21 protein-coding genes and 1 tRNA gene are annotated in these 21,541 nt (G+C 59.4%); 10 read left to right on the plus strand and 12 right to left on the minus strand.

The window, feature by feature from the left end; translation table 11 throughout:
- Positions 1-13: 13 nt before the first annotated feature.
- From B150_RS0111780 to arfB, 5 genes are all read left to right on the plus strand, one after another.
- Positions 14-1,216, plus strand: coding sequence for a COG4223 family protein (locus tag B150_RS0111780; RefSeq protein WP_020400132.1), 1,203 nt, complete (start codon positions 14-16; stop codon positions 1,214-1,216).
- The gene (locus B150_RS22425; RefSeq protein ID WP_020400133.1) at positions 1,213-2,595 is read left to right on the plus strand and encodes a heme biosynthesis protein HemY; all 1,383 of its coding nucleotides are present in this window, start codon (positions 1,213-1,215) and stop codon (positions 2,593-2,595) included. Before B150_RS0111780 ends, B150_RS22425 begins: the two co-directional genes overlap by 4 nt.
- 108 nt (positions 2,596-2,703) lie before the next feature.
- A tRNA-Thr gene (locus B150_RS0111790) sits at positions 2,704-2,779 on the plus strand.
- Between the two features lie 185 nt (positions 2,780-2,964).
- Positions 2,965-4,203 carry an HD domain-containing phosphohydrolase gene (locus tag B150_RS20800; RefSeq protein ID WP_020400134.1) on the plus strand — a complete coding sequence of 413 codons (1,239 nt, stop codon included), beginning with the start codon at positions 2,965-2,967 and terminating at the stop codon, positions 4,201-4,203.
- A gap of 32 nt (positions 4,204-4,235) precedes the next feature.
- On the plus strand, positions 4,236-4,730 hold the full coding sequence (gene arfB, locus B150_RS0111800; RefSeq protein ID WP_020400135.1) for an alternative ribosome rescue aminoacyl-tRNA hydrolase ArfB: 495 nt from the start codon (positions 4,236-4,238) through the stop codon (positions 4,728-4,730).
- Between the two features lie 11 nt (positions 4,731-4,741).
- On the opposite strand, the gene B150_RS0111805 is transcribed toward arfB, so the two are convergent.
- From B150_RS0111805 to B150_RS0111845, 9 genes are all read right to left on the minus strand, one after another.
- Positions 4,742-6,202: a TrkH family potassium uptake protein gene (locus tag B150_RS0111805; RefSeq protein WP_020400136.1), complete on the minus strand. Its 1,461-nt coding sequence runs from the start codon at positions 6,200-6,202 to the stop codon at positions 4,742-4,744.
- 141 nt (positions 6,203-6,343) lie between these two features.
- Complete coding sequence (locus B150_RS20805) at positions 6,344-7,330, minus strand: glycosyltransferase (RefSeq protein ID WP_162139695.1); 987 nt, start codon at positions 7,328-7,330, stop codon at positions 6,344-6,346.
- Positions 7,331-7,479: 149 nt separating this feature from the next.
- Entirely contained in the window at positions 7,480-7,806 is a 327-nt protein-coding gene (locus tag B150_RS0111815) for a HesB/IscA family protein (RefSeq protein WP_020400138.1), read from the minus strand.
- 35 nt (positions 7,807-7,841) lie between these two features.
- Positions 7,842-8,390, minus strand: coding sequence for an SUF system Fe-S cluster assembly protein (locus tag B150_RS23050; protein ID WP_025896770.1), 549 nt, complete (start codon positions 8,388-8,390; stop codon positions 7,842-7,844).
- Entirely contained in the window at positions 8,390-9,634 is a 1,245-nt protein-coding gene (locus tag B150_RS0111825) for a cysteine desulfurase (protein ID WP_020400140.1), read from the minus strand. The genes B150_RS23050 and B150_RS0111825 overlap by 1 nt, the downstream gene beginning before the upstream one ends.
- Before the next feature lie 8 nt (positions 9,635-9,642).
- The gene (gene sufD, locus B150_RS20810; protein WP_020400141.1) at positions 9,643-10,941 is read right to left on the minus strand and encodes a Fe-S cluster assembly protein SufD; all 1,299 of its coding nucleotides are present in this window, start codon (positions 10,939-10,941) and stop codon (positions 9,643-9,645) included.
- A 19-nt stretch (positions 10,942-10,960) separates the two neighbouring features.
- Positions 10,961-11,698, minus strand: coding sequence for a Fe-S cluster assembly ATPase SufC (gene sufC, locus B150_RS0111835; protein ID WP_020400142.1), 738 nt, complete (start codon positions 11,696-11,698; stop codon positions 10,961-10,963).
- Positions 11,699-11,713: 15 nt separating this feature from the next.
- Positions 11,714-13,183 (minus strand): Fe-S cluster assembly protein SufB, encoded by a 1,470-nt coding sequence (gene sufB, locus B150_RS0111840; RefSeq protein WP_020400143.1) that lies wholly within the window; start codon positions 13,181-13,183, stop codon positions 11,714-11,716.
- Between the two features lie 48 nt (positions 13,184-13,231).
- Positions 13,232-13,684 (minus strand): SUF system Fe-S cluster assembly regulator, encoded by a 453-nt coding sequence (locus B150_RS0111845; protein ID WP_020400144.1) that lies wholly within the window; start codon positions 13,682-13,684, stop codon positions 13,232-13,234.
- A gap of 268 nt (positions 13,685-13,952) precedes the next feature.
- Between B150_RS0111845 and B150_RS20815 the strand changes: the two genes are divergently transcribed.
- The 3 genes from B150_RS20815 to B150_RS0111860 are packed head-to-tail and all read left to right on the plus strand — an operon-like array spanning position 13,953 to position 16,568.
- Entirely contained in the window at positions 13,953-14,897 is a 945-nt protein-coding gene (locus B150_RS20815; protein ID WP_020400145.1) for a thiamine pyrophosphate-dependent dehydrogenase E1 component subunit alpha, read from the plus strand.
- Positions 14,897-15,901 (plus strand): alpha-ketoacid dehydrogenase subunit beta, encoded by a 1,005-nt coding sequence (locus B150_RS0111855; protein WP_020400146.1) that lies wholly within the window; start codon positions 14,897-14,899, stop codon positions 15,899-15,901. Before B150_RS20815 ends, B150_RS0111855 begins: the two co-directional genes overlap by 1 nt.
- Positions 15,902-15,914: 13 nt before the next feature.
- Positions 15,915-16,568 (plus strand): cytochrome b/b6 domain-containing protein, encoded by a 654-nt coding sequence (locus tag B150_RS0111860; protein ID WP_020400147.1) that lies wholly within the window; start codon positions 15,915-15,917, stop codon positions 16,566-16,568.
- A gap of 60 nt (positions 16,569-16,628) precedes the next feature.
- On the opposite strand, the gene B150_RS22435 is transcribed toward B150_RS0111860, so the two are convergent.
- On the minus strand, positions 16,629-17,102 hold the full coding sequence (locus B150_RS22435; protein ID WP_020400148.1) for a c-type cytochrome: 474 nt from the start codon (positions 17,100-17,102) through the stop codon (positions 16,629-16,631).
- A gap of 134 nt (positions 17,103-17,236) precedes the next feature.
- Positions 17,237-17,653 (minus strand): GcrA family cell cycle regulator, encoded by a 417-nt coding sequence (locus tag B150_RS0111870; protein WP_020400149.1) that lies wholly within the window; start codon positions 17,651-17,653, stop codon positions 17,237-17,239.
- A gap of 182 nt (positions 17,654-17,835) precedes the next feature.
- Here B150_RS0111870 and B150_RS0111875 point away from each other — a divergent pair, with 182 nt between their 5' ends.
- Positions 17,836-18,669, plus strand: coding sequence for an ABC transporter permease (locus B150_RS0111875; RefSeq protein WP_020400150.1), 834 nt, complete (start codon positions 17,836-17,838; stop codon positions 18,667-18,669).
- 3 nt (positions 18,670-18,672) lie between these two features.
- On the opposite strand, the gene B150_RS0111880 is transcribed toward B150_RS0111875, so the two are convergent.
- Positions 18,673-19,995: a mechanosensitive ion channel family protein gene (locus tag B150_RS0111880; RefSeq protein ID WP_020400151.1), complete on the minus strand. Its 1,323-nt coding sequence runs from the start codon at positions 19,993-19,995 to the stop codon at positions 18,673-18,675.
- Positions 19,996-20,318: 323 nt separating this feature from the next.
- On the opposite strand from B150_RS0111880, the gene B150_RS0111885 reads away from it, so the two are divergent.
- Positions 20,319-21,509, plus strand: coding sequence for an aspartate aminotransferase family protein (locus tag B150_RS0111885; RefSeq protein ID WP_020400152.1), 1,191 nt, complete (start codon positions 20,319-20,321; stop codon positions 21,507-21,509).
- Positions 21,510-21,541: the final 32 nt, after the last annotated feature.

A 21,541-nucleotide genomic window follows, 5' to 3' on the forward strand; every position in this document is an offset into this window, starting at 1 on the left:
AGGGGACAGAATAGTGGCAAGCGACGACAAACAAACACCTACTCCGGACGTTGAAGCGGTCCCGGCGGACGAGAAAGATTTCATCGACGCCGAGGTGATCGCCGAACATCCCGCGCGAGACAGCAAACCGGCCCGCCAGGGTGCCAGCTTCATGGCCAAGGCCGGCTGGTTCCTCGCCTTTGGTGTCAGCGCGTTTGCGGCTGGTGTGTATTTTGCGCCGAAATTCGATCCCGGCCTCGTTTATCTGGGCCTCAAGGACGAAGCGCCGGCGGTGGTTGCTGCTGCGGGCGGTGACCGCACAGATGTCGCACAGATTATGCACAGTGTGCAATCGCTCGAGGACGCCCTTAAGCGCCAGCAGGAAATGCTCGCCCAGCATGAAGAAGCGCTGAAATCAGCCATGTCCGAGCGCCAGAAGCTCGCGTCCGACATGGGTGTGATTGCGGACGCGGGTTCGCGCACATCCGGCACAGTCACCGACGCTGCGGAAATCGCCAAACTCCAAGGGGATATCACCCGGCTGACGGAAGATATCGCCCGGCTTTCCGCGCTTGGGAACGCGGAGGACCCTGAGGTTTCCCGCCTCACCGGGGCGCTTGCCATCGCGCGTGCTGAAAGCAGCCAGCTCAAGTCCCGGCTCGATACACTTGAACAATCCATGAAAGCGGTGGAATCCGGCGCGCTTGAGGCCAGCCCGCGCGGCCGCCTTGTGCTTGCCCTTGGTCGCATCAAGGACCGCGCGCTTGTGGGCCTGCCGTTTGGTAGCGAACTCGCCGCCCTCCGGCCTGATTTTGCCGCCCTCCCGGCGCTTGACCAGCAAATGATTGGCGCTGACCTCGCCACGCTCACCGAACACGGCGCAGGCATCATGCCCTATGAAACCCTTGTGCGCGACTTTGACGCCATGGCCTCCGCCGCCTTGCAGGCGACCGACAAGGCCGAGGGTAATTTCCTCAACAAGCTTTTCACCGTGCGCCGCACCGACGCCGGCGCCACCGGGCTTGATGCCCAGCTTCTGAAGGCTGAGCGCGCGCTTGCCGCCCGTGATATCGCGGGTGCGGTCGCGGCGCTTGAAAGCCTTGAAGGTCCGGCGCTTGAAGCCACAGCCACATGGCGCACGCAGGCCAAGGCCCATGTGGCAACCGCACGCGCCTTCGACCGGCTGGTGACAGGTGTGGCGAATGCTGGTGAGGCACGCGAGGGGCAACCGTCGTGACGCGGATCGTTCTCTGGTTCATTGCCATCCTCGCCCTTGCCATCGGTGCCGCCTGGCTTGCCGACCATCCGGGCGACGTGGTGATCGACTTTGAAGGCTGGCGTTTCTACACGTCTTTTGCAGCGCTCGCGGCATTTGCCGTCATCGCCATGGCGCTCGCAGCGCTCATAGTGTGGCTCTATGGCTGGCTCCGGCGCGATATGCCCTTCTTTGGCTCCAATCAGGTGGTGAAGCGGCAGGGGCGCGGGCTCAAGCTTCTGAACCAGTCGCTTGTGGCACTGTCGGCGGGGGATCACCGGCTCGCGGCCAAGCTGATTGAACAGGCCGAAGTTCTGCTGCCGCCGCAGCCAATGGTGCATCTGATCGCGGCCGAGGCTGCCGCGCGCGCTGGTGACCACGCGGCCGCATCCAAACGCTATCAGGCGCTTGAGAGCACCGACGATGGCCGCTTCCTTGGCCTGCGCGGCCTTGTGGGTGAAGCACAGCGGCAGGGGCGTGAGAACGAAGCGCTGCGCCTTGCCCGCACCGCCTTCAATGAAAACCGCAAAAGCCCGTGGGTTTTGCGTACGCTCTTCTCGCTCGAGGTCGCCGCCGGCAACTGGGCGGAAGCTGGCACAGCGCTTGATAAAGTGGTGCGTGAGAAACTGATCGACCCGGCTCGGGCCAGCAAACATAGGGGCGCGCTCGCGTTCGCGGAAGCCACAGAAGCCAACCTGCGCGGCGATGTGGCGGCGGCCAAAAAAGGCTTCAAGAAGGTGCTGTCACACCGACCGGATTTTGCGCCCGCGACCGCGGCGCTCGCCAAAATCGAATACGCCAGCGGCAACCGGAAACGCGCCACCAAACTGATTGAGGACGCATGGCAAAACCAGCCGCACCCCACGCTTGCACGTGTGTTCAAGGAGCTGGACGCCGCAGAATCGGCGCGTGATTGGCTCGCGCGGGTGCGTGCACTGACAGCGTCCAAACCCGATCATCCGCAGTCGATGATGCTGATGGTCGATGCACTGATGGACGCACGCGAGTATCAGGTGGCAAAACCGCTCCTCGACAAGCTCATCAAAGCCGCGCCCACACGCGCCGCGTGGCAATACCGCCTCGCACTTGCCCACGCGCTGGGCGAGGACCCGGACCCGATTGAGGCCGCGCTCGCAACGGCGGAAGCAGGCGAAGGCTGGCGCTGTGATGCCTGTGGGCACACGCCGCACGCATGGTCGCCGCTCTGCCCATCGTGCGGGGCGTTTGATACCGTTGACTGGCAGGATATGGGCGGCACGGTCGCGCCGCGTAAAAGCTTCCGCGCGGAGGAGACCATCGCGCTTCTCGGCAGCGACAGCGCGACCGATACCCCTCGCGGGCGGGACATTCACAGCCCCTGATCGAGGGTACCGGGCACGGGGCAAAAAAGGCTTGCCCAGCGCCCGGCCATCCGTTATACAGCCCGCCTGTAACGCCCCTATGGGGCCCATTCGCACGCAAGCTGCGACGCCGCTTTAGCTCAGTTGGTAGAGCACATCATTCGTAATGATGGGGTCACGTGTTCGAGTCACGTAAGCGGCACCACTTTCCTCCATATAGTCTCTCCGCGATATTGTTTCGGGCGTCAAGAAAGCGCGAGGCATTGACGGTTTATTAATCTGCCTGAGATAGAACTGCCCACTACAGGCGGGTGTGACAATTTTTCATCTCTCATCTTTCTCTTCATTACTTCATTAGACAGCCAACCCTTTTTTCTTTCGGGGAAAAATATGAACAAGCGTAGGTACCAGAGGCTGGTGTTCACTTATATGTTCACTTGTACTCTTTGGGTTGCAGGTAGCGACTGGCTTCTGGCGATGCTGATAGTCGACGATGCTTTGGCGGCGAGCGTTTCAGCGGCTAAGGGCGTTGTATTTGTCATCGCCATGTCGGGCTTGCTCTATATCTTGCTGATGCGTCTCAACCGTGCTGAGCTCACGGCGAGCAGGGCTGATATGTCGAACCAGATGCTGCTCGACAAGATTCCCCGCTTTTTTTCCGCCGTGCCCGTGATCATCTACGCGGTCGAGATTCATGAGAAGCGGCGCCGCACCCTGTGGGTCAGCGAGAATGTCCAGCGCATTATGGGATATGGCGTTGATGAAGCAATGGAGGCCGAGTGGTGGGAACAACAGATTCACCCAGATGACCGGCTTCGGGCTCTTACGGAAGCTGAAGAAATTTACCGAAAGGGCGGCGGCGACCAGAAATACCGTGTGCGACACAAGGACGGCCACTATGTCACCGTACATGACGAGATTAGGTCGATCCAGAATGGCGAGGGGCCGCAACGCTTTATCGGAGTGTGGGCGGATGTCAGCAAGGAGCAACTGGCGGAAACCAAGATCCAGACCTATTCGCACCAGCTGGAACGGGCCATCTTCGGTACAGTATCGTCGGTTGCCAAAATGGTGGAACTGCGGGATCCTTACACTGCGGGCCATGAGCAGAGAGTTGGTAATATCGCTGCAAAAATCGCTGCTGAAATGGGGCTGGACGAGAATGTTCAATATGCGCTTCGCATGGCAGGGCTTGTGCATGACATTGGCAAGATCAGTATCCCGCCGGAATATCTGACGAAACCTACGCGTTTGACCGAGCATGAGTATAACATCCTGAAAACGCACGCTGAACATGGCTATGAAATCCTCAGAAATGTGGATTTTCCTTGGCCTATCGCCGATGTGGCGCATCAGCACCACGAACGCATGGACGGCAGCGGCTACCCGCGTGGGCTGAAAGGGAAGGAGATCATTCTCGAAGCCCGGATCATCGCGGTCGCCGACGTGATCGAATCGATGGCGACGCCAAGGCCCTACCGTACAACGCTCGGTTTGGACAAGGCGTTGAAGGAAATCGAGGATAATGCAGGCAGACTCTATGATGCCGAGGTTGCGGCCGCCGCGATCAGGCTGTTCCGCGAAAAGGGCTATAATCTGAGCTTGGCGGGCCAGACTGTCAAAGCCTAGTCGGTCATAGAATATATACCCGTGACCTTTATATGGCGCCGATCAGCACCGGTGCTGCAAATCCTGCAATTGCACGCTTTGTTAGCTTGCCTTACAGTCGCGGCATGATCGAGATTGCACCCCATATCCAGATTGATGAGGCGGAGATTCTGCTGTCGGCCAAACGCGCGTCGGGGCCGGGCGGTCAGCATGTCAACAAGGTCTCAACCGCTGTTGAGCTGCGGTTTGATGCGCGGGCGTGTGCGGCGATCAGTGCCGAGATGCTCATTCGCCTGCGCAAGATTGCCGGGAGCCGCATGACGGCGGACGGCGTGATTGTGCTGACGGCTGAGGAAAGCCGCAGCCAGATTGATAACAAGCGCGCGGCCACCAAGCGGCTTGTGGATATGCTGAAAAAGGCGAGCAAGCGGCCCAAGTTCCGGGTGCCGACGAAGCCGTCAAAAGCCGAGAAAGAACGCCGCATTACCGCCAAGAAAACCACGGGCGAACGCAAGAAGATGCGCGGCAAACTGAAGCTGGTGGACTAGCGCGTCCCGCCTCAGTCACGCCAGAAGTGTGGGTCAAAGAGCAGCAGCAGGGTGAAAATCTCCAGCCGGCCAAGGAGCATGGCGAAGGAGAGCACCCATTTGGCCGCGTCCGGCAAGCTGGCGAAATTGCCCGCCGGGCCAATGATATCGCCAAGCCCCGGCCCCACATTGGTGATGGCGGTGGTTGCGGCGGTGAGTGCGGTGACAAAGTCAATCTCAAGCAGGGTCAGGAGGATGGTCACCGCGATGACCGACGCGAGGAATACCGCAAGGAAGGCGAGGACCGAGACCGGCAGGTCCGGCGGCAGGCGGCTGCCATGGTAGCGCATGATCACCACCCGGTTCGGGCTTGAGAGGCGCAAGAGCTGCTCCCGCATCGTCACCCACAGCACCTGAAACCGGTAAATCTTGATCGCGCCTGAGGTGGAGCCCGCGCAGCCGCCCACAAAGGTGAGAATGAAGAAGGCTGCCGCTGCAGCCGGACCCCATGTCGTATAGTCGGTCGAGGCAAAGCCCGTGGTGGTGACGACCGAGACCACGTTGAAGGCCGTGAGCGTCAGCGCGCCAAAGAAGGAGATATCCTGCCGCAGCATGAGGTAGACGGTCATGATCACGATCACGATAAACAGGAAACGCACAAATGTCTGGATCTGCGGGTCGGAAATGAACGGCCGCCGGTGTCCGCGCACAAATTTGATATAGCTGATGAACGGCAACCCACCCGCCAGCATGAAGAGTGTGCCCGCCCACTGGGTGGAGAGGTTGGGGAAATAGCCAAACGACGCATCGTGTGTGCTGTAGCCACCGGTCGACAGCGCGGTCATGGCGTGGTTGACAGCGTCAAAGCCCGTCATGCCGGTCATCATGAAGACGATGGTGGCGAGGAGCGTGAGGCCCGCATAAACCCCCATGATCCATTTCACCATGCTCGCCGCTTGCGGCATGATCTTCTCTGATTTGTCAGAGCTTTCGGTCTTGAAAAGCTGCATGCCGCCGATCCTGAGGAATGGCAGCATGATGATCGCCATCACGATGATGCCGACGCCGCCAATCCATTGCAGCAGCGAGCGCCAGAGGAGGAGGCCGGGCAGCAGGCCATCAAGACCGCTCATGACCGTCGAGCCGGTTGTCGTCATGCCGGAGACGGTCTCGAACACTGCGTCGGTGAAGGTGAGGCCAATGTCAGGCGAAAGGCCAAGGCCCATCAGCGGCAGCGCGGCAAAAACGGGCAGCACAATCCACGACAGCGCGGTCAGGAGGAAGGCCTGCCGCACATCAAGGCTGAACGGCTGGTTATCTCGCGTGGCGAAGGTGGCAAAAAGCCCAGCGGCGGCGCAAAAGGAGGCGGAGAAGATGAACTCATAGGGCATTTGCCCGGTCATCATTTCCTCAACCACGGCCGGGATCGCCATGATGACGGCAAGGCTCGTGAGCATAAGGCCAAGCACGTGCAGGATAGGGTTAAGGCGCATCGGGAGTGTCATTGCTGGTCAAGTGGCTGACGCGTAACGCGTTCGCGGGTCCCTGTATGGTGGCGGCATGGTGGCCGAACAAGTCCTTAAAGAACGGGAAGATGCCCGTTTTGTCAAACACAGAAATCTTGTCTAGAGGCCCTAGGCCTTCAATTCAGGAAAGTCCCGGACGATGGCGGCGGTGCGCTCATACCGTTCCTGCCAAAGCATATCATACCATTCAAGCCGCTTGTGGATGTGCTGGCTCAGCATCCGCTCAGTGCGCACATAGCGGTGGGCGTTTGTGCTCAGCCGCTCGCGTTCTGTGTCATCATCCAGAAGGCGAGTGAGCATGTTTTGCCAGTCGTCGGGCGTCTTGGCGATCATGCCGGTTTCACCGTGCCGGATGGTGTCGCCGTAAACCGTGGGGCTCGCAAGGCTTGCGGCGCCGCAAATGGAAGCCTCAAGGAATTTGATATCGCTTTTGCAGCGGTTCTGCGGGGTGTCGTCCAAGGGCATCAGCACTACATGGGCGCATTTGAGCTGATGCATGTAATCCTGGTAGCTGGCAAGGTCGATGAAGCTTTTATGGTTTACCGCCAGCGCGTCGTGGAAGGCGCGGTCATGTAGCACAGTCGCGCTTACATCGTCACGCCCATTGAGGGCGGCATTGATGGCGGGCATCAGTGGCTGCCATGTTGCCTGACGGTTCAGTGCAGCGAACACGATGTGTTTTTTCGCAGACCTCTGAATCATGTGAAGCGGGTAGCTGTATATCTGGTTGGGGAACATGCCCACACGCGGGTTCAGCTCGCTAAAGAAGCGTTCAAGCTGCGGGGTGCTGGTTTGCACGCCGTGGCACATGCGCAGTGAATCCAGTCCCATTCCGGCATTGAACGTTTCCTTGATGGGGCTTGGCAAGAGCTCCGGGTGGTCATCAAATTCCACCACCAGAACCCAACCGCGTTCAATAGCGGTGCGCACAAGGCTCAATCTCACGCTGCGGTCCAGCATGGGGCGCTGTACCACGAGGATTCGCTTGGCTCCCTTTGGTGCCCGACGCGGCACGTTCAGCGCTCTGTCGATGCGCCGAATCTCGCAGCCAAGCCCGGCCATGGCGGCGAGGGGGTCATCCACCCGCACAGTCATAAAGGATGGCGCCATGGCGCAAAGGGTGATGCAGAAGTCGTGATACATACGCACCGGCTGATGGTTGCAAATTACACTTCTGCCTATAAGGCGCGGGGTGCGCCCCTGTCAAAATTTACTATGTGAAAAGTTCGCGTGAGGACGCGGGGCTAGACGTGGAAGCTTTCGCCGCAGCCGCAGCGGCCCTTCTCGTTCGGGTTGGTGAACTTGAAGCCGGTTGCGAACATGCTGTCTTCCCAGTCCATCTGGGTGCCGAGCAGGAACAGCAGCGACTTGCGGTCGACAAAAACCTTCACGCCCTTGTCTTCAACGAGTTCATCGTCCGCTGATGGTTCCGACACATAGTCAACCGTATAGCCAAGGCCCGAACAGCCATGTTTGCTGGTGCCGAGGCGAATGCCCACAGCGTTGTCACTTTTAGCGAGCAGCGCGCGGATATGGTCTGCCGCCTTGTCGGTAATATTGATCACTGCCACTTTAAAAACCTCGTTTCATACGTGTTAACGTGGGGTCAAAGAAGGCCGAGTTCAAGCCGGGCCTCGTCCGACATCTTGGACATATCCCACGCCGGTTCCCATACAAGCTTCACATCGCAGCCGTTCACGCCAGCCACGGTGTTGACCTTCAACTCCACCTCGCCGGGCATGGATTCTGCCACCGGGCAATGCGGTGTGGTGAGCGTCATGGTCACGCGCACGCGCCAGTCGTCGTCGATATCCACACCGTAAATCAGGCCAAGCTCATAGATATTGACCGGGATCTCAGGGTCGTAGATTTCCTGGAGGGCTGCAACAATATTGCCTTCAAGCTCTTCCTTCGATGCGGGCTTGTCGCCAGCGGGCGCGGGTGCTGCGGCTGCAGCTTCCGCTTCCTCGGCGGCCTTTTTCTCGGCGTCGCCTTCGAGGAATTTATTGAGGAAATAGCCGCCCTCTTGCGGGCTAACGCCCGATGTATCCACACGCGGACGCTCAACATCCTGCTTCGGCATATTCTCTGCCGGATAGTCAGGGGTTTGAGGGGCGCTGACGTCCATGACGTCCCGTTTTTGATCGTTATCCATCATCCAAAGATGTCCACAACTTTCTTGAGGCCCGCCACCAAGCGGTCCACGTCGGTTTTGTCGTTATAAATGCCAAAGCTTGCCCGCACGGTGCCAGGAATGCCGAAACGGTCCATCACTGGCTGCGCGCAGTGGTGCCCGGCGCGCACGGCAATGCCCTGCCGGTCGAGGATGGTGCCGATGTCATGCGGGTGTGCGTGCTGCATGGTGAAGCTCACGATCGCGCCTTTGTCGGGCGCGGTGCCGATGATTTTCAGGCTGTTGAAGGCCGAAAGCTCACGCGTTGCGTATTCCAGCAGCTCATGTTCGTGCGCGATGATATTCTCGTGGCCCAAAGCCGTGATGTAATCGAGCGCGACCTTCATGGCGATGCCGCCCGCAATGTTGGGCGTGCCCGCTTCGAACTTGTGCGGCAGGTCGTTATAGGTCGTCTTCTCGAACGTCACGACCGAGATCATATCCCCGCCGCCCTGCCATGGCGGCATGGCGTCCAAGAGCTTTTCCTTGCCGTAAATCACGCCGATACCCGTGGGGCCATAGGCCTTGTGGGCGGAGAAGGCGTAAAAATCGGCATCAATATCGCGCACATCCACCTTGAGGTGGGGCGCAGCCTGACAGCCATCGATGAGGATCACGGCACCGGCTTCATGGGCCAGGCGGGCGATTTCCTTCACCGGGTTCATCACGCCGATCGCGTTCGAGATATGACCCACGGCAACAATCTTGGTGCGCTCGGTGAGCAGTGTTTTGTAAGTCTCAAGGTCGAGCGAGCCATCGTCGAACATGGGGATGACCTTGATGGTTGCCCCCTTTTCCTCAGCCAGCATTTGCCACGGCACGATGTTCGAATGGTGCTCCATGTAGCTGAGGATGATTTCGTCACCCGCGCGTACATTCGCCCGGCCCCATGTCTGCGCCACAAGGTTGATGCCCTCGGTGGCGCCGCGCACAAAAATGCACTCCCGCGCTTTTTCGGCATTAATGAAGGCGCGCACCGTTTCGCGGTTGGCTTCATAAGCCTCGGTCGCGTCCTGGCTGAACTTATAGACCCCGCGGTGGATGTTGGCGTAATAGCCCTCATAAAGCGCGGTCTCAGCCTCGATCACCGCACGCGGTTTTTGCGCGCTCGCCGCCGTGTCGAGGAAGGTGAGCGGCTTGCCGTAAACCTCTTGCGCGAGGATCGGGAAATCCGCCTTGATCTTCTCGACATCGAGACCGGGTTTTATGATCGCTTGAGTGTTCATCACGTCGCTTACGCTTCCTGTACTTCTGCTACCGTGCGGTCAGCGCGGCTCGACATCCAGGTGCCGATCCGCTCCATCATCGCGTCGCGGATGCTGTCTACCGTCACGCGCTCCAGCGCGCCTGCGGTGAAAGCTTCCACCAGCATGCGGCGGGCGGTGACCGGGTCAATGCCGCGGGAGGTCAGGTAGAAAATCGCCTTGGCGTCCAGCTCACCAATGGTGGCACCGTGGCTGCATTTGACATCGTCGGCGAAAATTTCAAGTTCCGGCTTGGCGTTCGCTTCCGCCGTGCGGTCGAACACCAGCGCCTTGAAGCTCTGGTCCGCTGCGGTTTTCTGCGCGTCCTTGGCGACCGTTACCTTGCCGGCAAAAGCAGTTTTGCCGCGCGCGTCGGCCACAGTGCGGAAAATCTGGTCGCTGGTCGCGAACGGCACCACATGGTCAACATGCGTGAGCGTGTCATGCACTTGCCCCGTGCCGGTGAGTGCAACACCGTCAACAGTAGCGTCAGCCTCTTCACCCAGCATGCGCACGTGCGCTTCAAAACGCGCCATCTTGGCGCCCATGGTCATATTCATGACGTGGTACTGGCCGCTCGCGTCCACATTCACATAAACCTTGGCGGTATGAACGGCGCCCAAGCCCTCTTCCTGAAGGCGGAAATGGCTGAAGCTTGCGCCTTCGGCCACACGGGCCTGCAGGATGATATTTTGCCAGTAAGCGCTGTCGTCGCCAATGAAACGTTCCAGCACCGTTAGTTTGGCACCCTCACCAAGCTCGATCACATGGCGGAGATGCGCGGCCTGACCGGCGGCTTCCGTCATGATGTGCACAATCTCGACCGGATCATCAATCTCGACACCAGCGGGCACGGAAATCACCATGCCGTCGCGCAGCAGCGCGGTATTGAGAAGCGCGATACCGTCCTTGCCGCGCACCAGTTCGTCGGTGCGGGCGCTGCTCGATGAGAAATGGTTTGCAATCGGGCGGATCGAGGCCGCCTGCCACAGGTCACCAAGGTCAGAGAGATCTTCCGCATAGCGGCCGTTCACGAACACAAAGCGTGCAGCGCTCTCGCCCATGGCTGCAGGCACTTCCGGCGCTACCTTCGGTGCATCCACAGGCGCATAAACACCAGCGCGCAGCGCCTTGAGGTCGCTGTAGCGCCAGTCTTCGGCCTTCGCATGCGGGAAGCCTTGGGCGCCAAAATCTGTCATGGCCTTGGCGCGCAGCGCGTCAGCGCCCGGTACGGTGCCCTTCAGGGCTGCCGATTGTGCGCTATAGCCGGTTGTCAGGTCGTCTTGCATAAACTGCTACCCTTAATCCTTACGCGACGTCAGCGTAGCCTTTTTCTTCAAGCTCAAGCGCCAGTTCCTTGCCGCCCGATTTCACGATGCGGCCGTCGATCATCACATGCACCACATCCGGCTGCACGTAAGAGAGCAGGCGCTGGTAGTGGGTGATCAGCAGGATCGCTGTATCATCGCGGCGCTGGGCGTTGATGCCCTCGGCGACGGTTTTGAGCGCGTCGATATCAAGGCCGGAATCGGTCTCGTCAAGGATGGCAAGCTTGGGATCAAGCACAGCCATCTGTACCATCTCGTTCCGCTTCTTTTCCCCGCCCGAGAAGCCCACGTTGACAAAACGCTTGAGCATTTCAGGGTCCATGTTCAGCGCCTTGGCTTTTTCGCGCACCAGCTTCATGAACTCGGCCGCTGACATCTCATCAAGCCCGCGATATTTGCGGATGCTGTTGAGAGCCGTGCGCAGGAAATTGAGGTTCGACACGCCGGGAATTTCCACCGGATACTGGAAGCCGAGGAACAGGCCTTCACCCACACGCTCGTGCGGTTCAAGCTCCAGAAGGTCCTTGCCTTCGAACTCGATGCTGCCGGAGGTCACATCATAATCGTCGCGGCCCGCGATGGTGGCGGCGAGGGTGGATTTACCCGCGCCATTGAGGCCCATGATCGCGTGGGTTTCGCCCGGCTTGATCTCAAGGCTCAGGCCTTTGACGATTTCCTTGTCGCCGACACTGATATGAAGGTCGTTGATCTTAAGCATTTTTCTTGTCCGTCCTTAACCCACGCTGCCTTCAAGGGAGATACCGAGAAGCTTCTGCGCTTCGACGGCAAATTCCATTGGCAGGTGTTGCATTACTTCCTTGCAGAAACCGTTCACGATCATTGCGACGGCTTCTTCTTCGCCCAGACCGCGCGCCCGGCAGTAGAAAAGCTGGTCTTCCGAGATCTTGGAGGTGGTGGCCTCATGTTCGATCTGCGCGGTGGGGTTTTTCACTTCGATATAGGGCACCGTGTGCGCGCCGCATTCGCTTGAGACCAAGAGGCTATCGCACTGGGTATAGTTGCGTACGTTCTCAGCACCCGACAGCACCTTCACAAGGCCCCGGTAGGTGTTCTGGCTTTTGCCTGCCGAGATACCCTTGGAGATGATGGTGGAGCGCGTGTTCGGCGCCATATGGATCATCTTGGTGCCGGTATCGGCCTGCTGGTAATTGTTGGTGACGGCAACGGAATAGAACTCACCCACGCTGCCTTCGCCCGCGAGCACGCAGGATGGGTATTTCCACGTAACGGCGGAGCCGGTCTCAACCTGCGTCCAGCTGACTTTCGAGTTCTTGCCTTTGCAGAGCGCACGTTTGGTCACGAAGTTATAGATGCCGCCCTTGCCGTTCTTGTCGCCCGGGTACCAGTTCTGCACCGTTGAATATTTGATTTCCGCGTCATCAAGTGCCACGAGTTCCACCACAGCGGCATGAAGCTGGTTTTCGTCGCGCATCGGCGCGGTGCAGCCCTCAAGGTAGGAGACATACGACCCTTCATCGGCCACAATCAGCGTGCGCTCAAACTGGCCGGTGTTCTCCGCATTGATGCGGAAATAGGTCGAAAGCTCCATCGGGCAGCGCACACCCTTGGGCACATAAACAAAGGTACCGTCGGTGAACACAGCGCAGTTGAGCGCGGCGAAATAATTGTCACGCACCGGCACGACGGACGCGAGGTATTTTTTCACCATGTCCGGATATTCGCGGATCGCCTCACTGATCGACATGAAAATCACGCCGGCTTTCTTGAGCTCTTCGCGGAAGGTGGTCGCGACCGAGACACTGTCGAACACTGCGTCCACGGCGACCTTGGCGGAGCCCTGAACGCCTGCGAGTACTTCCTGCTCCCGGATCGGGATACCAAGCTTCTCGTAGGTGGCAAGGAGCTCAGGGTCTACTTCGTCGAGGCTTTTGGGGCCGTCTTTCTTCTTCGGTGCGGCGAAATAATAAGCGTCCTGATAGTCGATCTTGGGGAAGCTGACCTTGGCCCAGTCCGGCTCTTCCATCTTGAGCCACATGGCATAGGCCTTCAGCCGCCACTCAAGCATCCACTCGGGCTCTTCCTTCTTCGCGGAAATGAAGCGGATCACCTCTTCGGACAGGCCTTTGGGTGCCATATCCATATCGATATCGGTGACAAAGCCGTATTTATAGTCGCCGGTGACTTCAGCGATCTGTTTTTGTGCTTCAGCGGTTCCAGCCATAACGGCGGCTCCTTACATCAAAGTTCAAACTCATACGCCTGAAATGCTTCAGGCAGATTTCGCGCGTTTTTCAAACCGCGCTGCAATTTCTTCGCCCGACCCGAAGGAGGCGATGGCGGACAGTTTCACATCTGCCAGTGCACTTTTGACCGCGCTGTTGATCACCTGCCAGCGCGGGCGCATCTGGCAAATGTCGTCAAAGCAGCAGTCGCTTGTGCCGGTGTCGGCGCAGTGGGTCAGCGAGATCGGGCCATCAATGGCCTCAATGATATCCGCGACCGTAATCTCGTCCGCACTGCGTGCGAGTGCAAAACCGCCCCTGAGCCCGCGGTGGGACTTCAAAAGCTCCGCCCGCCCGAGCGCATTCAGGATCTTGGCGACCGTCGGCGCGGGGATGCTGGTGGCGGCGGAAAGGTCCTGCGCGCTCAGCCTGTCATCCGTGTGCGACATTTCGCACATCAGCACCACGGCGTAATCTGCTAGGTTTGTAAGCCGAATCACGGCATCGATCCTTGTGTGATTCTCTGTTATCGCGGCGCAACACTTGGGTTTCCAAGGCTGCCGGATAAATCATACCAATTTACTCAGGTTTTACATATGGGGAGCGAGGGCTCTGAGTCAATGGCAATTTCACGGGGAAGCCGTGGGCTTATGACCTATTTTGCCAAGGATTGCACCACTTTATTGTGATTTTGATAACCAACATGGTTAACACTGGGCGAAAGGCCCGGTAGAAACAGAGGTAAGGCCGCATAGACCCTGAGGATATATGAACGATACCGAGCTGATATCATTCTTTGAAAAGGCGCATTTCATTCGCGCGTTTGAGGCGCGTATTGCTGTCGCGGCGGACGCGGGTGCAGTGCCCGGTCTCGTGCATCTGAACTCAGGCGCCGAACTTGTGGAACTTGCGGTCATTAACCTCCTTGATGGCCCGAAGGATCAGGTCACCGGCTCGCACCGCAGCCATGGCCTAGCGCTGGCCTGCGGGGTGGACCCGCTGGCACTTGCGCGTGAAATTCTCGGTCGCAAGGGCGGGCTGTCGGAAGGCCTTGGCGGGACGCAGCACCTGATGGCCCCTAGCGTGGGTTTCCTCACCTCGAACGGGATTGTTGGCGGGCAGGTGCCGCTGGCGGCGGGTGCGGCGCTCAGCGCCAAAACCAAGGGCACGGGCGGTATTGCTGTCACCTTCATGGGCGACGGCGCCGGCAATCAGGGCGTGGTGATGGAGACGCTCAACCTCGCGGCCTCCCTCAACCTGCCGCTTCTGTTTGTGGTTATCAACAACGGCTTCGGTCAATCGACGCCCAGTGAAAAGGTCACCGGCGGGTCGCTCATTGGCCGCGCGCGGGCCTTTGGTCTTGCTGCCGATCAGGTGGACGGCACGGACCCCGTGGCCATGTTCAAGACCGCGGACCGTATGGTCGGCTGGGTCAGGAAAACCGCAAGCCCCGCGTTTATCGAGGCCAAGATCTCGCGCCTGAGCGGCCACTATCACGGTGACGCGGAAGTCTACCGCGCGGACGGTGAGCGGCAGGACGCGCTCAAACGCCTGCGGGACATGCTCATCAAGAAAGAAACCGATGAGGCAACGCTCGACACCATCGTCGCCGCTGCTACCTCAAAGGCGGACAAAATTGTCAGCAAGGCCGAAAAGTCGAAGGACGGCAGCGCTGAAGCCCTTGCGGCATGGCAAGCGGCGGGAGGTTTCTGATGGCCAAAATGACGATCAGGGACGCGCTGAATACCGCCATGCATGAGCTGATGGCCGCGCATGACAATATGGTGGTGCTGGGCGAGGATATTGTGGGCGGCGCAAGCGCTGACGGCACGGACGAGATGGGCGGCCCCTTTGGGGTGACCCGTGGCCTGGCCGCAAAGTTTGGCCGCGAGCGGGTGATAGACACACCCATTTCCGAGGCTGCTTTCCTTGGCATGGCCACGGGTGCGGCCATGACCGGGCTCCGGCCCGTGGTCGAGATCATGTTCTCCGACTTCCTCGGTGTGTGTTTCGACCAGCTGATGAACCAGACCGCGAAATTGCGGTTCCTCTCAAACGGGCGGGTCAAGCTGCCGCTTGTCATCCGTACCACCATGGGCGCGGGGGACGGCTCAGGCGCGACACATAGCCAGTCCTTGCACGGCCTCGCAGCCAGCATTCCCGGCCTTATTGTCGCAGCACCGGCAACAGCGGCGGACGCTGCGGGTCTTCTCAAGGCCGCTCTCGCCAGCGACGCGCCGGTGATGCTGTTTGAACACAAGGGGCTCTATGGTCTTGAAAGTGAGGTCGCGGACGGCCTGCCTGCCGCGAGGCTTGGCGAAGGGCGCATTGCCCGCGCGGGTGAGCATGTGACCATCGTCGCGGCCTCCGCCATGTTGCATCAGGCACTTCAGGCGGCGGATGCGCTGGCGGCGGACGGCATCAATGTGGAGGTCATCGACCCGCGCACCATCCAGCCGCTTGATGCAAAGCTGATCCTCTCAAGTGTTATGAAAACCGCGCATCTGCTCGTGGTGGATGAAGGCGCGGCCTTTGGCGGTTTTGCCGATGCGGTACTGTCGCTCGTCGCGCAGGAGGCATTTGGTGCGCTGAAGGCAGCACCGAGGGCGCTGACGCCGCTGCATACGCCGGTGCCCTATGGCCGTGCGGCGGAAGCGGCGTGGCTACCGAACGCAGATAATATCGTGACGGCCATCGAGGCCATGTTGGCTGACTAAGGGGAAACGCGAGATGAAGATCAAGGTTTGGGACGGTGGCACACGGCTTTTTCACTGGGTGCTGGTTCTCCTGTTCGCACTCTCCTCCTATTCCGCCTTTCAGGACAAATTCGGCATCTATGCCGACATCCATGTCTATTCGGGCGTCGCGATCCTCGCGCTCGTGATCTGGCGCGTACTGTGGGGTCTGATCGGCTCGGAAACGTCACGCTTCAGCCATTTCCTGCGCGGGCCCAAGGCAACGCTTGATTATGCCAAAGGTGCCATGCGCGAAGCGCCCTATGCGCGGGTTGGCCACAACCCCCTTGGCGGGTTGTCGGTTCTACTGATGCTCCTGCTCCTCGCGGCGCAAACGGTGCTCGGGCTTTATTCAACCGATGCCATGCTTTTCTCTGGCCCGCTCGCTGACAGTATCGACAGCGGCTTCGCCGAAGACCTTACGGAAGTGCATGAGATCATTGGTTTCACCCTCATGGGCCTTGTGGGCGTGCATATCCTTGCGATCATTGCCTATGGGGTCAGGCGCAAGGCCAACCTTGTCGGCCCCATGATCACCGGCACACGCGAAGTGAATGAAGGCGTTAGCGCGCCGAAGATTGCTAATCCACTTCTTGCGCTTGTGCTTTTCGCCGCGGTGGCAGCTGCCGTCTGGTACGGCATTTTCTAACCAATAAAAAAGCGCGCCCGTGGTGGCGCGCTTCTCTGTCTCTGCTGCAGGAGAGACCGCTTATTTGCGGTATTCGTCGTGGCAGGATTTACAGTTGCTGGTCGCTTTCTTGAACGCCGGGCCGATCTGGCTCATGTCGCCAGACTTCGCAGCGTCAGCCAGCGCACGGGTGTCAGCGGCATATTTGTCCATCCGGTCCGCGAAATCGTCCCAGTTGTCCCAGATGCCGTCTTTGGCTTCGGTGTGGCCTTCCATGCCGCGTGTGTCTTTTTCGAACGCCGCTTTGGACATTTCAGCCGACAGCGCCATCACTTCCGCAAGTTTGGCCACGTCGCCTTCCTGGGATGCCTTGCCTTGCAGGTGCTGCACAATGTTGCTGAGCGAATATTTCGCCAGTTCCATCACGTCATGACGGTACTGCGATTCGGCAAAACGTTTTTCCTCGTCGCCGTGCGCGGACGACATGCTGCTCGCGGCAAAAACCACGGCGGCGGTCGCGGCGGCTACCAGTGCACGTTTGCTGGTCATTTTCATAAAATCCCCTCCTGAAGGATGCCTGACAGTTGCTGATAAGATTAGCGCCTGCCCTTTGGGGGGCAAGCGCTAACTAAAAATCTGACAAGTTCGTGATGGCCGCCGGCCTACCGAATCGAATCAGCGACTGCCTATTAAAGGATCTGCTGTTTCGGTTGCGGGCGACGGTCGCGCCGCGGCGGCTGCGCCTGATAGGCTTCCGCGCAGTGGCCTGCGCAATATGGCATGCCGGGCTCGGACGCCTTGCCACAGAAATGGAAATCAGCATCACCCGGGTGGCCAAGCGGCCATTTGCACATGCGGTCCGTGAGGTCGAGAAGCGTGACAAGCTGCTTGTCCGACTTCTTGGCGACCTTCTTCGGTGCGGCTTTTTTCTTCTCTTTGTCGGTTTTCACCGGCGACGGGCGGGACTTGAGACCAAGCCGGTGCGCCTTGCCGATGACCGCGTTCCGCGTCACACCTTCGCCCAGTTCCTTGGCGATCTGGCTTGCGCTCAGGCCGTCGTCCCAAAGTTTCTTGAGCTGGTCAATCCGCTCGTCCGTCCATGCCATGATGGTATCCTTATCTTGTTACCTGGGGGTGCGGCGCTCTCGCGCACCCGAGTCTTTCCCCGCTTATATCGCCCTGATAGGGCACTTGCCAAGGGAACATTCATACCCATATGGTGTTGCCGGGTCATTCGGCCCCCTAATGCCCACAAGAGATAAGCACGCGAGCGGAAGGAACAAGTCCCATGAGCGCGACCCTGCATGACAATTCGGAAAGCTTCCCCGACCTTGGCGCCCGCACCATCGGTGCAGTGAACTGGATCGGCCTCTGGACGCTTTACCTGCGCGAAACGCGCCGGTTCATGAAGGTCTGGGCGCAAACGCTTGCGGCACCTGCGGTGACAACCATCCTCTTCATGATTATCTTCACCCTCGCGCTTGGCGGTGAAGGCCGCCAGATTGCTGGGCTTCCTTACGCACAGTTCCTCGCCCCCGGCCTGATTGTCATGGCCATGCTACAGAATGCGTTCGCGAACACATCGTCCTCCATCCTTATTGCCAAGGTGCAGGGCAATATTGTCGACACGCTCATGCCACCCCTCTCCGCGCTTGAGCTTACCATCGGTTTTGTTGCGGGCGGCATTACGCGAGGTCTTGCGGTTGGCATGTCGGTCGGTCTTGCCTTTGTGCTGATGCCCGGTGTGCCCATGACGGTCGCACATATCTGGCCGATCCTCTATTTCTCGGTCGCGGCCTGCACCATGCTGGCGCTTGTTGGTGTGTTCACCGGCGTGTGGGCGGAGAAGTTCGACCACGCGGCCGCCATCACCAACTTTGTGATTGCGCCCTTAAGCCTTCTCTCCGGCACCTTTTATTCGATTGAGCGCCTCTCCACCTCGTGGCAGGTGTTCAGCCACCTGAACCCGTTCTTCTATATGATCGACGGCTTCCGTTATGGCTTTATCGGCACCGGGGACAGCAACCTCATGATCGGCCTTGCCTATACGCTCGGCATCAACCTTGTGCTCACCTTTGCGGTCTACCGCGTGTTCAAAACCGGCTACCGCCTGAAGGCTTAGGGCTCACTCCTGCGCGGCATGTTCGCTGAGTAAGTCCTCGTCGCCGCCTTCGTCACGTTCGGCTTCCACTTTCTCTTCCACCGGGTCGGCGAGGCTCGGGCTATGCACATTGACGGGCGGTGCGGCGCTTTCCGGACTCCTCGGCTTTGCGGGTTTTGGCATGGGCTCCGCAATATCCTCCTGCACCATGCCGGGCATCATGCCCTCGAGCTTGAGGCGGTAAATCGGCTCAGGCAGCTCAAGGCCGCCGGCCTCCATCGCATCCTTCGTGACGCGGATCGCTTCACCGCGCGCGGCAAAGAAATTGGTGGTGCGTTGGTCGATCCAGCCGCCGAACCAGAGGATGATACTCGAATCGCCCACTTCCTCCACGCGCACCATGGGGGCAGGGTCCTTCAGCACAAAGGCGAGTGAACCCAGCGCCTCAAGCCCCAGATGGATGGCTTTCTGGATGTCCCCGTCCGCATTGATGCCAAGGGTGAAATGGAAGCGCCGCTCTGGCGCGCGGGTGTAGTTGATGATCACGCCCTTGAACACCTTGGCGTTTGGGATGCGCACATGGTTGCCTTCCTGCGTCATCAAAATCGTCGCGCGGGAGGTCAGGCGCATCACCCGTCCTTCAAAGCTGTCGATTTTCACAAGGTCATTGGGCCGGAATGGTTGCCGGACCGATAGCATGACGCTGGCGATATAATTCTCGATGGTGTCCTGCACCGCAAACCCGATGGCAAGGCCCACAATGCCTGCCGCCCCGAGGATGGTGCCGAGAAGAGCTGTCGCGCCAACGATGTCGAGCGCGACGACAAAAGCGACAATGAAAAACACAATGCGCACAAGCTGGCGCAACAGGTCTTCCACAAATTCGTTGGGTGCAATGCGGCTATAAGGCCACTCGAACCGGGTGAGGATAAAGCCAAGCGAGATGATGACGGCAAACACCACAATACCGACGCCAATCAGCGGCAGCATGCTGATCGCCTGCGTGGTGCGTTCGTGCAGGCGTTCAAACGCGGGGCGCACCCGTTCCGCGACCGACGTGTCGAGCGTGATGTGGTTCTCCACATCAATTACGCCACCTACCTTGCGGGCAAGCTCTTCCGCTTCGCTGATCTGTGCGGTCTCGAGCACGGTGCCCGACAGGGTCACCACCCCGGCGCTAACCGCTGCTTCCACCTGGGAGAAGCGGTCATAACTGGCGTAAACGGCCTCAATCTGCGCTTCAATCGCACGGTCGTCGCGCCCAATGCTGGCCTCCTGCGCCCGAAGCGGTGCCGTCAGTGCAAGGGCACTGAGAATTATGAAAAGAAAGAATGCGCGCAACTGCATAAAGCCCCCATAGCTTGTGCCTGAACCATCTGTACTGACAGCCTATCATGAAAGAGGGGTAAGGCAGTAATGGGGCGGCCTGTCAGGCGATAGCCGAACTTACGCAACGCTCCAGAAAATAAAGCGAAAAAGCCCGGTTTCCGCCGCGTCACCCCATTGACTTCGTTTGCCCATACCGGCATCCTCTGGCGCTCAAGCCGGGGCGCGACCGCGTTCCGGCTATCGCCTTTTTTTCGCACATCATTTGCACACGCGGGAAAGAGGGGAGGGACCCCAATGGACAAGGATCGAGGAGCCCGAAGCGGCCCCGAAGGAGAGAAGACGTGATTGCGCCCCTGATGCCAACTTATGCCCGTATTCCCGTTGCGTTCGAGCGCGGGGAAGGCATGTATCTCTTTGACGAAAACGGCAAGAAATACCTCGATTTTTATTCCGGGATCGGTGTGATGTGCCTTGGCCACAGCCACCCGACGCTTGTAAAGGCGATCCAGGATCAGGCCGCCAAGCTTTGGCACACCGCCAACACGTATGAAATTCCGCTGGGCAACAAACTGGCGAAACGCCTGACCGAAGCCAGCTTCGCCGACACGGTGTTTTTCACCAACTCGGGCGCGGAATCGATCGAATGTGCGATCAAGATGGTGCGCAAGTATCACTATGACAAAGGCAACAAGGGCAAATACCGCCTGATCACCATGGCAAACGCCTTCCATGGCCGTACGCTTGCGGGTATCGCTGCGGCGGGCCAGGAAAAGCTCACCAAGGGTTTCGAGCCGCTGCCGGACGGTTTTGACGTTGTGCCTTTTGGCGACATTGATGCGGTAAAGGCCGCCATCGGCCCCGAGACAGGCGGCATCATGGTTGAGCCGGTGCAGGGTGAAGGCGGTATCCGCCCACTCTCAAAGGAAAAGATGCAAGCGCTCCGTGACCTTTGTGACGAGAACGGCCTCCTGCTTGTATTCGACGAAATCCAGTGCGGCATGGGCCGGACCGGCAAGCTGTTCGCCCACGAATGGTCCGACATCAAGCCGGATATCGTAACCGCAGCCAAAGGTATCGGTGGTGGTTTCCCGCTCGGTGCCTGCCTTGCAACCGAAGAGGCCGCCAGCGGCATGACTGTTGGCACCCACGGCAGCACCTATGGCGGCAACCCGCTCGCTATGGCTGTCGGTAACGCGGTGCTTGATGAGATGCTGAAACCCGGCTTCCTTGAACACGCCAAGAACATGGGCGACAAACTGCAAGCCCGCCTGGGCGCCCTGCAGCAGAAACACGGTGACTTTATCTCGGAAGTGCGCGGCATGGGCCTGATGGCTGGCCTGCGTATGCCGGACGTGCCGACCCGCGGCGCGGTGGTGGACCTGATTGGTCGCGGCATGCTGCCGGCGGTTGCCGGTGACATGGTTCTCCGTATGCTGCCGCCGCTGATTATTGAAGATGAGCACCTCGATGAAGCCATCGAGAAGCTTGATAGCGCCATGAACGATTGGCGCGAAAAAGGTGTACCGGCGTAGATCGCCGGTACTTTTTATGCCCGGTGGAAGGT

Origin of the sequence: Kordiimonas gwangyangensis DSM 19435 = JCM 12864 (genome assembly GCF_000375545.1) — a bacterium.
Taxonomy (GTDB): Bacteria; Pseudomonadota; Alphaproteobacteria; order Sphingomonadales; family Kordiimonadaceae; genus Kordiimonas; species Kordiimonas gwangyangensis.